The 12309-nt window shown below is 71.3% G+C and carries 15 protein-coding genes; 8 read left to right on the top strand and 7 right to left on the bottom strand.

What is annotated here, in order from left to right:
* Nucleotides 1-164 precede the first annotated feature (164 nt).
* Entirely contained in the window at nucleotides 165-782 is a 618-nt protein-coding gene (locus AC07VM_RS06550; RefSeq protein WP_494910430.1) for a ClpP family protease, read from the top strand.
* Nucleotides 779-1372 carry a ClpP family protease gene (locus AC07VM_RS06545; RefSeq protein ID WP_267416387.1) on the top strand — a complete coding sequence of 198 codons (594 nt, stop codon included), beginning with the start codon at nucleotides 779-781 and terminating at the stop codon, nucleotides 1370-1372. Before AC07VM_RS06550 ends, AC07VM_RS06545 begins: the two co-directional genes overlap by 4 nt.
* 18 nt (nucleotides 1373-1390) lie before the next feature.
* Here the strand turns inward: AC07VM_RS06545 and AC07VM_RS06540 are convergent, their stop codons facing one another.
* Nucleotides 1391-1744 (bottom strand): helix-turn-helix domain-containing protein, encoded by a 354-nt coding sequence (locus AC07VM_RS06540; RefSeq protein ID WP_267416386.1) that lies wholly within the window; start codon nucleotides 1742-1744, stop codon nucleotides 1391-1393.
* A 266-nt stretch (nucleotides 1745-2010) separates the two neighbouring features.
* Nucleotides 2011-2892, bottom strand: coding sequence for a hypothetical protein (locus AC07VM_RS06535; protein WP_494910429.1), 882 nt, complete (start codon nucleotides 2890-2892; stop codon nucleotides 2011-2013).
* Between the two features lie 147 nt (nucleotides 2893-3039).
* On the opposite strand from AC07VM_RS06535, the gene AC07VM_RS06530 reads away from it, so the two are divergent.
* Nucleotides 3040-3813, top strand: a complete 774-nt coding sequence (locus AC07VM_RS06530; RefSeq protein WP_494910428.1) for a thioesterase family protein — start codon at nucleotides 3040-3042, stop codon at nucleotides 3811-3813.
* A 59-nt stretch (nucleotides 3814-3872) separates the two neighbouring features.
* Here AC07VM_RS06530 and AC07VM_RS06525 read toward each other — a convergent pair whose 3' ends face one another.
* Entirely contained in the window at nucleotides 3873-4784 is a 912-nt protein-coding gene (locus AC07VM_RS06525; protein ID WP_267416383.1) for a helix-turn-helix transcriptional regulator, read from the bottom strand.
* Between the two features lie 130 nt (nucleotides 4785-4914).
* On the opposite strand from AC07VM_RS06525, the gene AC07VM_RS06520 reads away from it, so the two are divergent.
* Nucleotides 4915-5793, top strand: a complete 879-nt coding sequence (locus AC07VM_RS06520) for an aldo/keto reductase (protein ID WP_494910427.1) — start codon at nucleotides 4915-4917, stop codon at nucleotides 5791-5793.
* Between the two features lie 45 nt (nucleotides 5794-5838).
* Here AC07VM_RS06520 and AC07VM_RS06515 read toward each other — a convergent pair whose 3' ends face one another.
* Nucleotides 5839-6312, bottom strand: coding sequence for a MarR family winged helix-turn-helix transcriptional regulator (locus tag AC07VM_RS06515; protein ID WP_494910426.1), 474 nt, complete (start codon nucleotides 6310-6312; stop codon nucleotides 5839-5841).
* A 48-nt stretch (nucleotides 6313-6360) separates the two neighbouring features.
* Complete coding sequence (locus tag AC07VM_RS06510; RefSeq protein WP_267416380.1) at nucleotides 6361-7020, bottom strand: GTP cyclohydrolase II; 660 nt, start codon at nucleotides 7018-7020, stop codon at nucleotides 6361-6363.
* 128 nt (nucleotides 7021-7148) lie between these two features.
* Here AC07VM_RS06510 and AC07VM_RS06505 point away from each other — a divergent pair, with 128 nt between their 5' ends.
* Nucleotides 7149-8168 (top strand): zinc-dependent alcohol dehydrogenase family protein, encoded by a 1020-nt coding sequence (locus AC07VM_RS06505; protein WP_494910425.1) that lies wholly within the window; start codon nucleotides 7149-7151, stop codon nucleotides 8166-8168.
* On the opposite strand, the gene AC07VM_RS06500 is transcribed toward AC07VM_RS06505, so the two are convergent.
* On the bottom strand, nucleotides 8158-9069 hold the full coding sequence (locus AC07VM_RS06500) for a DMT family transporter (protein WP_494910424.1): 912 nt from the start codon (nucleotides 9067-9069) through the stop codon (nucleotides 8158-8160). The genes AC07VM_RS06505 and AC07VM_RS06500 overlap by 11 nt on opposite strands.
* A 95-nt stretch (nucleotides 9070-9164) precedes the next feature.
* On the opposite strand from AC07VM_RS06500, the gene AC07VM_RS06495 reads away from it, so the two are divergent.
* The gene (locus tag AC07VM_RS06495) at nucleotides 9165-10004 is read left to right on the top strand and encodes a sulfurtransferase (protein WP_494910423.1); all 840 of its coding nucleotides are present in this window, start codon (nucleotides 9165-9167) and stop codon (nucleotides 10002-10004) included.
* Here the strand turns inward: AC07VM_RS06495 and AC07VM_RS06490 are convergent.
* Nucleotides 9992-10921 (bottom strand): hypothetical protein, encoded by a 930-nt coding sequence (locus AC07VM_RS06490; RefSeq protein ID WP_494910422.1) that lies wholly within the window; start codon nucleotides 10919-10921, stop codon nucleotides 9992-9994. The genes AC07VM_RS06495 and AC07VM_RS06490 overlap by 13 nt on opposite strands.
* Nucleotides 10922-11227: 306 nt before the next feature.
* On the opposite strand from AC07VM_RS06490, the gene AC07VM_RS06485 reads away from it, so the two are divergent.
* Nucleotides 11228-11881, top strand: coding sequence for an acyl-CoA synthetase (locus AC07VM_RS06485; protein WP_267416375.1), 654 nt, complete (start codon nucleotides 11228-11230; stop codon nucleotides 11879-11881).
* On the top strand, nucleotides 11878-12234 hold the full coding sequence (locus tag AC07VM_RS06480; protein ID WP_267416374.1) for a hypothetical protein: 357 nt from the start codon (nucleotides 11878-11880) through the stop codon (nucleotides 12232-12234). Before AC07VM_RS06485 ends, AC07VM_RS06480 begins: the two co-directional genes overlap by 4 nt.
* Nucleotides 12235-12309: the final 75 nt, after the last annotated feature.

Genomic DNA, 12309 nt, shown 5'->3' with positions numbered 1-12309 from the left:
GAAGCGGATGCCGCCCCACCGGCATCCGCTTCGGCACGGCGTGGTCGGACAGCGTGGTCGGAAAGTGTCGTCGGACAGCACCGCTCAGAGCAGCACCGCTCAGAGCAGAGCCGCTCAGGGCAGAATCCACCTCGGCGTCGGACCCGGCGGCGGATGCTGGGGACATGAGCGAAGACAACCCCTCCATCCCGCAGTTCGGCCCCGAGGCCCGGCGCGCGCTGTTCCACGAGCGGGTGCTCGTGCTCGACGGCGCTCTCGACGACGACAACGGCACGCTGCTGATGACGCAGCTGCTCGCGCTGTCGGCCGAGGATCCGACCGCCGACATCGCCCTCTGGATCCACTCGCCGGGCGGCTCGGTGCCGTCGATGCTCGCGATCCGCGACATCATGCGGCTCATCCCCAACGACGTCGCGACCCTGGCGCTCGGGCTCGCCTGCAGTGCGGGGCAGTTCCTGCTCTCGGCCGGCACCCCGGGCAAGCGGCGGGCGCTGCCGCACGCGCGGATCCTCATGCATCAGGGGTCCGCGGGCATCGGCGGTTCCGCGGGCGAGCTCGAGACGCAGGCCGACGACCTGCGGCACATGCGCGACACCGTGCTCGGACTCATCTCCGATGACACCGGTCAGCCCATCGCGCGCATCTTCGAGGACTCGCTGCACGACCGGTGGTACACCGCCGGACAGGCCCAGGAGTACGGGTTCATCGACGGGATCGTCACCTCGATCGCCGAGGTGATGCCGCGACGACGCGCGCGCGTCGGACTGGGGGCGGACGCATGAGCGGCTACACGATCCCGAACGTCATCGCGCAGCATCCCCGAGGCGAGCGCATCATGGACGTCTACTCGCACCTGCTCGCCGAGCGGGTCATCTACCTCGGCACCGGCATCGACGCGGGCGTCGCGAACGCTCTCATCGCGCAGCTGCTGCACCTCGACGCGGACAGCCCCGAGTCGGGCGTCCAGTTCTACATCAACAGCGAGGGCGGCGATCCGGGCGCGGCGCTGGCGATCTACGACACGATGCAGCACATCCGTCCGCGCATCGCGACGACGTGCGTCGGCCAGGCCATCGGCCCCGCGGCCCTGCTCGTCGCCGCCGGTGCTCCCGGGGAGCGGGCCGCGCTCGCGCACGCCCGCATCGTGCTGCATCAGCCGGCCGGCCAGTCGCGCGGTGCGATCCCGGACCTGATCCTCGCGGCCGACGAGGTGGTGCGGGTGCGCTCCGACATGGAGGAGATCCTCGCCCGGCACAGTGGCCGGACGGTCGCCGAGCTCCGCGCCGACACCGACCGCGACCGGGTGTTCACCGCCACGGCCGCCCTCGGCTACGGGCTGATCGACACCGTGCTGGGGCCGCGGGCCGCGTGACGATCGAGTGCGGGCGGCTCAGGCGGCGAGGGCGAAGGTGCCGCGCGCGGCGGACACCGACACCACGGCGGACACCGGCACCGACCGCAGCTCGTCGGCCACGGCGCTCGTCAGCTCGATGAGGCTCGTGTCGAGGGCGCCGGCGATCGCGGCGATCATCTCGCTGGACGGCTCCTTCAGCCCGCGTTCGACCTCGGAGAGGTACTGGGGCGAGACGCCGGCCTTCTCGGCCGTCTCGCTCAGCGTCTCCTCGCGGTCGTGGCGTCGGCGACGCAGCTGGTCGCCGAGCAGCTGACGCCACAGCGGCTCGGGGTCGCCGGGCTGCGGACGGGCGGGACGAGGGGAGCGCGGGAACGGGACGATGTCGGCCATGCCTCACGATAATCCGCGGCCTCCGCAGGGTTCGAGCGGTTCTGCTCAGAGCAGAACCCGTGCGCGACACCCTCCGCCCGTCGCCGTTCACGCGGCGGGAACAGGTGCGTGAACGGACTGCTGGTACGTTTCTGCGCGCCGGTGGCGGTTGGGGCTGCGACCGGCACACGCCCGGCTGGGGCTGGCGCGCAGGGGAAGGGCGAGGGGCGAGGCAGAGGAGGGACGTTTCGCTCCCCGCTCCTCCGTGCCGCATCGCGTCCGCGCCGTCACCATTCCCACATCAGCGTGACCGTGCCGGGGCCGAAGGCGAACTCCGCATGCGTGACCCCCGCGCCGTTGAGCGTCACCGCGTGGGTGCGCGAGGTGTCGCCGGATTCGACGAGCACCCGGCATCGCCGCGGCAGACGCTGCGGGTCGAAGCGCAGATGCACCAGGATCTCGGCCTGGCGGCGCGGGGCCACGACCGTGAATCCCTTCTCCGGCACCGAGCCCTCCGGCGCGATCGACTCCCGCTCGGTGAGCGCCAGCTCGCCCTTGCGGAGCGGCGCGCTCAGCTGGAGAGTGGCCCGGACGAGCTGCTGGTCGAGGTCGATCCGTGTGTCGACGAGATCGCAGCCGAGGATGCCGCGGATCTCGGGCGGCGCGGAGTCGGCCGGGTTCAGTCCGTAGAAGACGGTCGCGCGGCGTGCGCCGTCTCGATGCGCCTGCCAGAGCGTGCGGTTCACCGTGCGCGTGATCCTGCTCCCGGCGTCGATGTCGATGAGGAGCGATCCCGACCGCTCCAGCAGCTCGGGCGTCGGCTCGGTCGTGAACGGACTGTTCGGCAGATCCGTCAGCGAAGCGTAGGTCCGATGCAGGCTCGGCGGGATGCGACGGGAGGGGCCCAGCGTGTCGGTGAGGGTCCCGGGGTCCAGCAGCAGCAGGTGCTCCAGCTCGCGGATGGCGTCGAAGGACGTGTCCTTCTCCGGACGCCGCGCACCGGACTGCCACATGGAGAGCGTGGCCACGCTGAGCTCGTATCCCCGATCCCGCAGCCGTCCGCGGAGCATCCGCAGGGAGTGTCCGCGCCGCTTCACGGCCCGTCGCAGCGTCGACGCGAAGTCGGCGATCTCGCTCCCCGATCCGCCGCTGTCGGCACCGCCCTGCACGTGCGGGAGGTCGTCGTGGTCGATGGCTCCTCCAGGTCATCGGGGCAGTGAGCGCCGGTGCCCTCCGCGGGAGACACATGCTATCCCTGCGGCTCCGCCAGGCCAACCGTCGGGAGGCGACATGACGTGCCGCGTTACGATCCGAAGGTGACCGCGTACTTCGAGAGGCTCTCCGCGACCGAGTTCCGTGCCACGGCTGCCGTGCAGGGCGCCTGGAACACCGCCGAGCAGCACATCGCCCCCACGATCGGACTGCTCGCGCACCTCGTGGAGGTCGATCGCGACGCGCGCCGTGACGATGCGCTGACGCTGGGGCGGGTCTCGTACGACATCCTCGGCGTGCTGCCCATCGACGTGGTCGACGTCGAGATCCGGGTCATCCGTCCGGGGCGGACGATCGAGCTCGTCGAAGCCACGCTGCGACACGACGGGCGGCCCGCCGTGATCCTCCGCGCCTGGCTGATGCAGACGACGGACACGGCCGCGATCGCCGGCGGGGCGCTGCCGGTGATGCCGCCGCTCGACGCCCACGCCGCGTGGGAGGCGGGTGCCATCTGGCCCGGCGCCTTCGTCCGCTCCGGCGACTTCCGGCATCGGCAGGAGGAGCCCGGTCGCGCATCGGCGTGGATCATGCCGCACCATCCGCTGCTGGAGGGCGAGACCGTGAGCACGACCGCGCGGGCGCTCGGCATGATCGACCTCGCGAACGGGCTGACGCCGCGCGTGCCGGTCGGGGACGCGTTCTATCCGAACGTCGATCTCACCGCGCATCTGTTCCGCACGCCGGACGCCGGCTGGATCGGCCTCGACACGACGGTGACCTTCGGGGCATCCGGGATCGGACTCACCCACACCGTCCTGAACGACGCGTCCGGTCCCTTCGGCGTCTCGATGCAGAGCCTCACCGTCCGCGCCCGCTGAGCAGTGCCGAACCGGCGGAATCGTGCGGGCTCACGGGCCCTTCCGGCTGCGTCGAGCGTTCAGAAGTCGGGTCGGCCGGCGTTGTGCTCCGGCGTAGGCTCGGGAGTGTTCGCGGCGGCGGGTGCCGCCACATCCGTCGCCGCCCAGCTGGCGAGCATCCTGAGCTTGTCGGCCGAGGCCGTCCCCGGCTCCGCCGTGTAGGTCGAGAGGTGCAGCCCGGGATCGGCGGGGAGCTCGAACGCCTCGTAGGTCAGCTCGATCTCGCCGATCACCGGATGGTTGAGACGCTTGACGCCCGAGCGGTGATAGCGGACGTTGTGTGCCGCCCACAGCGTGCGGAAGCGCTCGCTGCGCGTCGACAGCTCGCCGACCAGATCGGTGAGCCGCCGGTCGAACGGATTGCGCCCGGCCTCTCCGCGCATCGCCGCGACGAGCTCCTGGGTGTTGCGCTCCCACTCGGGGTAGAAGTCGTGTGCCGCCGGGTTCAGGAACGCGAAGCGGGCGCTGTTCGGTGCGGGCTCGGCGAACAGCGGGGCGTAGAGCGCGCGGCCCAGGGCGTTCCCGGCGAGGTAGTCGAAGTAATTGTTGCGCAGCAGCGCCGGCGCCTCGGTCATCGCGTCGAGCAGGCGCAGGATGCTGGGGCGCAGCACCTCCGCCTTCTTCCGCGGCGTGCGCGCCAGGGGGGAGGCGTTGGCGGTGCGGGCGAGGTCGAACAGGTGCGCGGTCTCGGCGTCGTCCAGCTGGAGCGCGCGGGCGAGCGCGTCGAGCACGCTGTCGGAGGCTCCGGACAGGTCGCCGCGTTCGAGGCGGGTGTAGTAGTCGACGCTGACGCCCGCGAGCAGTGAGACCTCCTCGCGGCGGAGTCCCGGCACCCGGCGGTTGCCGCCGAACACGGGCAGGCCCGCCTGGTCGGGGGTGATGCGTGCGCGCCTCGTGGAGAGGAACTCGCGCACCTCGCTGCGGGTGTCCATGACACCGACGCTACGCCGTCCGCGGGTCGCGAGGGAGGTACTGCCAGTACCCGTCGTCGAGCTCTCCGGTGGCGGAAGGGGGTGACGCCAGGCCCTCCCTCCTGCCGTCGAGCGGGCGCACACTGGAGACATGACCAAGGAACTCATCCTCAACAACGGCGTCACGATGCCGGCCCTCGGGTTCGGCGTGTACCAGGCGGCTCCGGAGGAGACGGTGGATGCCGTCGCCACCGCGCTCGAGACCGGCTACCGCCTCATCGACACCGCGGCGGCCTACGGCAACGAGCGCGAGGTGGGCGAGGCACTCCGCCGCGTCGGCATCCCGCGCGACGAGGTCTTCCTCGAGACGAAGGTCTGGATCAGCGACTACGGGTACGACGAGACCCTGCACGCCTTCGAGAAGTCGACCGGCAAGCTGGGCGTCGACCAGCTCGACCTGCTGATCCTGCACCAGGCCCTTCCGACGCGGTTCGACCTCACGGTGGGCGCGTACCGGGCGCTCGAGAGGCTGCTCGCCGACGGAAGGGTCGCCGCCATCGGTGTGAGCAACTTCATGGTCGAGCACCTGGACCGCCTCGCCGCGGAGACGAGCATCATCCCGGCGATCAATCAGATCGAGGTGCACCCCTACTTCTCGCAGCGCGCGGTGCAGGAGGCGGATGCCGCCGTCGGCACGGTCACCCAGGCCTGGTCGCCCATCGGCGGGATCACCGCGTACCGCCCCGACGGCGCCTCCGCGTTCGAGGACGAGACGCTCCGGGCGATCGGCGCCGCGCACGGCAGGACCCCCGCCCAGGTGATGCTGCGCTGGCACCTGCAGCAGGGCCGCTCCGCGCTGCCGAAGTCGGTGCGTCCGGCCCGCATCGCCGAGAACTTCGACGTGTTCGACTTCGAGCTCACGGACGCGGAGCTGTCGTCGATCGACGCGCTCGACACCGGCGTGCGCCGGGGCCCCGCGCCCGAGGACGTGACTCTCGAGGCGTTCGGCCGCCCCATCCCCGAGGCGTGAGCAGGGCCCGAGGTGTGAGCAGGACCCGAGGTGTGAGCCGATCGCCTACAGGGCCGCGGTCACCGCGGGCAGCAGCTTGCCGAGGATGCCGCTCAGCTGCGCGCGCTCCTCGGGGGTGAGCGGGTCGAGCACCAGCTCGCGCACCTGCTCGACGTGCACGGGCGCCGCCGTCCGCAGCATCTCCCGGCCCTCGGGGGTGAGCGCGGCGGAGAGGGTGCGCTTGTCGGTGCTGCAGGATGTGCGCTCGACCCAGCCGCGCTCCTCGAGGGAGTCGAGTGCGTGGCTGAGGCGGGAGCGGCTGAGCCCGGCGATGCGGGCGAGTTCGGTCATGGTGACGACGCCCTCGCCCTGCCCGGCCAGCGTGACGAGGATCGCGTAGCGCGCGTGGTTGAGCCCGACCTCCTCCTTCAGGGTGCGGTCGAGCACCTGGGGCAGCAGCTGGACGAACCGGATGACGGGGAGCCACGTCTCCATCTCGGTGTCGTCGAGTCGACGCGGATGCTGCTGCTCCGCCGTCATGATGTCCTCCTGGAGCGTCAGACCGGGTGTCACGTGTCAGTCCGGGTGTCACGCCGCCGACAGGTCGAGCGTGTGCGCGGTGTGGTCCCGCTTGGCCTGCAGGTAGCGGGAGTTCGACTCCGACAGGTGCACCTCGGTGCGGACCCGCTCCGTGACGCGGATGCCGAGCGCCTCGAGCTGCACGGCCTTGTCGGGGTTGTTGCTCAGCAGGCGGATGCCGTCCACGCCGACCGCGTTCAGCATCTGGGCGGCGACGGTGTAGTCGCGCTCGTCCTCCCCGTGGCCCAGGGCGACGTTCGCCTCGTAGGTGTCGAGCCCGGCGTCCTGCAGGGCGTAGGCGTCGAGCTTGGCGTACAGGCCGATGCCGCGACCCTCCTGGCGCAGGTAGAGCAGGAATCCACCCTCGTCGGCGATGCGCTCGACGGCCTCGCGCAGCTGGGGGCCGCAGTCGCAGCGCTCCGAGCCGAAGACGTCTCCGGTGAGGCACTCGCTGTGCGGGCGCACCAGCGGCGCGTCTCCGCCGTCGGTCGCGCGTTCGAGCGCAGCGCGCCAGTCGCCGAGTCCGAGGAGCAGGTGCTCGCGGCCGTCGACGAGGCCGTCGAAGGTGACGACGTCCGCGGTGGTGGAGAAGCCGTCGCCGAAGCGCAGCGGCACGCGGACGCGGGTGCGCTCCGTGGCGACCGGAGCGACGGTTGAAGTTTCAATCATGCCGGGTGCAACGCGCGGTCCCGCCGAGTATTCCCGGATGGGCCGATCTCGAAGGGGTTCCCTCAGTACCTCCCATCCGTCGCGGAATCGGTGTGGACTGGAGGTACACGACAGAAGGAGCATCAGGAATGCGCGGAGTAGTCATGTACGCCCCCGGCGACGTCAGGGTCGAGGAGCGCGAGAAGCCCACCATCACCCGGCCGACGGATGCCGTCATCCGCATCGCCGCGACGTGCATCTGCGGATCGGACCTGTGGCCGTACCGCGGCGCGAACGAGGTCGATCACGCCCCGATGGGTCACGAATACGTCGGCGTGGTCGAGGAGATCGGCGCCGAGGTGCAGACGCTGAAGGTCGGCGACTTCGTCGTCGGCTCGTTCATGGCGTCCGACAACACGTGCGAGATCTGCCGGGCCGGCTACCAGTCCCGCTGCGTGCACGTCGTGCCGATGGGCCGCTACGGGACGCAGGCCGAGTACTCGCTCATCCCGCACGCCGACGGCACCCTGGTCGTCACGCCCGGGCAGCCCGATGCGGACCTGATCCCCTCGCTCCTCGCCGCCTCCGACGTCCTCGGCACGGGATGGTTCGCGGCGGTCGCCGCCGAGGTGGGGCCGGGCAAGACCGTCGCGGTCGTCGGCGACGGGGCCGTGGGTCTGCTCGGCATCCTGGCGGCCCGGGAGCTCGGCGCCGAGCGCATCATCGCGATGAGCCGGCACGCCGACCGGCAGGCGCTGGCCCGCGAGTTCGGCGCCACCGACATCGTCGAGGAGCGCGGGGATGCGGGAGTGGCGCGGATCAAGGAGCTGACGAACGGCCTCGGCGCCCACTCGGTGATCGAGGCGGTCGGCACGCAGGAATCGATGATGCAGGCGATCCGCTCGACCCGTGCGGGCGGCCATGTCGGCTTCGTCGGCGTCTCGCACGATGTCGCGCTGCCCGGTGAGGAGCTGTTCTTCTCCGGCGTGCATCTGCACGGCGGGCCCGCCCCGGTGCGCCGCTTCCTCCCGGAGGTGATCCAGCTCATCTGGGATCGGAAGATCGACCCCGGCAAGGTCTTCGACCTCACCCTCCCGCTGGAGGAGGCCGCCGAGGGCTACCGGGCCATGGACGAGCGCCGCGCCACGAAGGTCCTGCTCACGGTCTGACGTCCGGGCCCGTCGCGTCCCGTGTCCGCCGCCGCACGAGCTTCAGCTCGCTGGCCAGGATGCCGAGCACGACGAGCGCCCCGCCGATCAGCGCCGTCAGCGGCAGGCGCTCGCCGGCGATGCGTCCGATCACCCCGGCCCACACCGGCTCGCCCGCGTAGATGATGGTCGCGCGCGTGGGGGAGACCGACTTCTGCGCCCAGTTCATCGTCAGCTGGATCAGGCAGCTCGCCGCGCCCAGCCCGACCGCGCAGCCGACCCAGATCCAGGAGAACTCGGGGACGCCCTCGCCGGCGACGGGCATGGTGAGGATGCCGAGCACGCCGGCGGTCAGCAGCTGCACGACCGTGATGCGGCCGAGGTCGATCTTCCCCGCGAACAGGCTGATCAGGATGATCTCGGCCGCGATGGGGAGCGTGCTGATCATGGTGGCGATCTCGCCCGCGCCGAGCGTCAGGGAGAAGGCGTCGGGGCCGGCGATGAGCAGGAGTCCGAGGAAGGCGAGCCCCGCGCCCACGAAGGCCATGGCGGGCGGGCGCTTGCGGAACACCGCCCACTGCGCGAACGGCACCAGGGGCACGTACATCGCGGTGATGAAGGCGGAGGTGCTGCTGTCGATCGTCTGCAGACCGAGCGTCTGGAGGCCGTAGCCGAGGTAGATCATCACGCCGATCGCGGCTCCGGCGCCGATGTCGCGCCAGCGGATGCCGCGCAGCACGCGGCGGAAGATCACCATGCTGATGAGCCCTGCCACGAGGAACCGCACCCCGACGAAGAACCACGGCCCGGAGTGCTCCATCGCCCAGTGCACGAGCAGGAACGTGCCGCCCCACACCGCGGTGATCGCGATGAGCGCGGCCTCCTGCGGGCGGAAGCGCATCCAGCGGAGACGTGAGGGCATCGCGGCCCTTTCTCGACGTTGCCGGGTCGAGCCTAACGTGACGCGGGAAGACGGCGAGGCGCCGGATGCCGCGATCGACTCGGTAGCCTCGCAGCATGAGCGACTTCGTGAGTGCGGCCGAGCTGAACGACCTCCTGACCCAGGGTGCGCCGGTGCGCGTGCTCGACGTGCGCTGGCGCCTGGATCGTCCGGAGGCCGGACACGGCGACTACCTCACCGGGCACATCCCCGGCGCGGTGTTCGTGTCGCTCGACGGCGAGCTGTCCACGCACGGCGAACCGTCGGAGGGGCGGCATCCGCTTCCCTCGACCGAGAAGCTCCAGGCGGCCGCCCGCCGCTGGGGCCTCCGCGACGGCGACACGGTCGTGGCGTACGACGACTCCAAGGGCATCTCCGCTGCCCGCGCCTGGTGGCTGCTGCGCCAGGCCGGTGTCGACGTGCGCGTCCTCGCCGGCGGCATCCGGGGCTGGCAGGCCGAGGGGTTCGAGGTCGCGACCGATGACGTGAGCCCGGAGCCGGGCGACATCGTGCTGGAGGGGATCGGTCGCGATGCCCTGTCGATCGACGAGGCCGCCGCGTTCCCCGAGTCCGGCGTGCTGCTCGACGTGCGTGCGCCCGAGCGCTACCGCGGCGAGACCGAACCGCTCGACCCGGTGGCCGGCCACATCCCCGGAGCCCGCAACCTCCCGACCCTGCTGCACCTCGACCCCGAGGGGCGGATCCTCGACCCGGAGACGGTGCGCAAAACCTTCGCCGACGTGGGTGTCACCCCCGGCACGCCCGTCGCCGCGTACTGCGGTTCGGGAGTGACGGCCGCCCACACGGCACTGATCCTGCACGAGGTCGGCATCGAGGCGAAGGTGTTCCCGGGCTCGTGGAGCCAGTGGTCGAACACTCCCGGTCGTCCGGTCGCGACGGGTGATCAGCCCGGCTGATCGGCGGAGTCCCGCGGGCCGTAGCCCCAGCGCAGCTCCAGCGTCCCGGGACCGAAGGCACGGCGCACCTGATGCACCGAGGTGCCGCGGGTGAGCGACACCGGGGTGACGGTCACCCCGTCCGGCGTCTCGACGACCTCCTCGCACCAGTCGGGGAGGGCATCCGGATGGAAGCGCGTCCACACCAGCAGCTCGCGGCACTTCTGCGCCAGCGCGTGGCCGGTGTCGCGCGTCGGCGGGTAGTCCGGCGGGTACGCGACCGACCACTCGACCATCGCGGTGTCCGGTGCGGTCAGCGGCACGTCGAGCTCGAACAGCATGCCGTGCACCTCGCCGTCGGGATGCGAGTAGTGCGCGGCGGCGCGTCCTCCGGACACGGCGTCCAGGAAGGGCGCGGGCGTGCGGACGCCGGGCGTGATCTCGAGGAACGGGATCGCCGTGATCGTGCCGACCGTGGACTGCACGATGCTGCGGGTGATGCTGCGGGTGACGTTGCCGTCGGGGCCGACGTCCGTCACGGAATGGGTCGTGAGCTCGCGCGAGGTGTCCGGGTACGTCGCGCCGAGGGAGCGGAAGGCGTGCATCACCGCGCGCTCGAGCTCCTCCTCGTCGATCGGGAACCGGTTCGGCCCGAGCGGACCCGTCCGATTGGTGGAGCCGAGGTGGCGTCGCAGCGCGCCGACCTCGAGCCCGAGGAGCTCCTCGATGTCGATCAGCGCCGCGAGCGACTGGGCGCCCTCAGGGCGTCGGGCGCCCGAGCGCCAGTAGCTCAGCGTCGCCATCGACACGCGGTTGCCGCGGGCGGAGAGCTGCTGCTGCAACCAGGACAGGGTCACATCCCTGGCGTTCACCGCGTCACGCAGTGCGCCGGCGAAAGTGTCGGACCCGGACCTGCGCTCGTCATATTCGTCACTCATCACAGCCCCCGTCCGGTATGTGAAGCGAACCGCCCTAAAGTGAGCTTACGACCGCATGCGCAAACCTCAGGGGACCGGGTGGGCACGTGGGGTCACTTGGCCGTCGTCGCGGGCAGGGTGCCCGATCCTGCGACTGACCGGCCTGACGCAGTGATGCCCCCCTTGCTGCGTATGTCGTGAAGCCCGGCAATCGATCTGGGGAGATCCGCCGGGCTTCACGAAACCCCCCTCCGCCCGCCGCCGGGCGATACCGCTCCGCGCCCCCGCGTAGACTGGGAGGAACACCCCGGAGGACTCTGGACCGTCATGTCTGCCCCTGCTCGCGCATTCACCATGCGCCACGTGCAATTGCTGCGCGCCCTGTTCGCCGCGGTCGCCGCGCTGATGATCACGTTCTCGTCGGACCACTCCGCGCCGGTCGGCCTCGCCGTCTTCAGCGGCTTCGTCTTCGTGACCGCCCTCGTGCAGGCGCTCGCCGCCTGGCTGGTCCTTCCGGCGGGGTCGCGCTGGTCGTACGTGCTGCTCGCGGCGCTCGGCGTCGTCGCCGGCATGGTGAGCGGCATCCCGGCCTGGCGCTCGGATGACCTGTTCTTCTTCGTGGTCTCGGTGTGGGCGATCGTCAGCGGGGGCATCGAGCTCCTCGCCGGCATCCGCGCACGCCGCACCGGCGACACCCTGGCGCGCGACGCGATCACGGTCGGCGCGCTGGGCATCCTGCTCGGCATCGTCCTGCTGCTGATCCCGGCCGGCTTCCTGCAGGAGTACACGATCGAGAAGGCCGGCACCTTCGTGCTGTCCGGCATCATCCTCGGCGTCGGGATGTTCGGCGGCTATGCCGCGATCGTCGCGGTGTTCCTCGGCATCGCCGGGCTGACGCCGAAGCGAGTGGATGCCGCCACCGCGGCCCCCGAATCGAATCACGGCACCGCACCGGCGGAGCATGGAGGAGAGCAGCGATGAGCGACGAGAAACCCACCCGTCGGGACATCCTGCGCCCCCTGCACCTGCTGGGGATCGCCCTGGCCTGCGGCATCTTCGCCATGATCGTCACGCTCGTCTCGACCGGTGCCTTCACCGCGCGGGTCAACGCGTCGATCGCGAACGGCACCTACGACGGGCTCACCCCGGTCGCCCTGGGGCTCGTGGTCGGAGGCGGGGCGTTCATCGTCACGCTGCTGGTCCTGGCGATGCTGATCCTCGCCGTCGACCCCGCCGACGTCACCAAGACCATCGATCGCCCGGTGCTGTACGACCCGGAGCCCGAGGGCGAGACCCCCGACTCCGAGGAGCCCGGTCGCACCTCCTCCTCGTGACCGACGGGCGGGCCGACCGCGGCGGTCTTCCGGGTGCTTCCGGAATATCGGCGCCGCGCAACCGCTTGTCCCTGA

The sequence above is a fragment of the Microbacterium sp. GW821-FHT01D02 genome (genome assembly GCF_059422585.1).
This window is presented reverse-complemented; position numbering and strand designations above follow the sequence as displayed.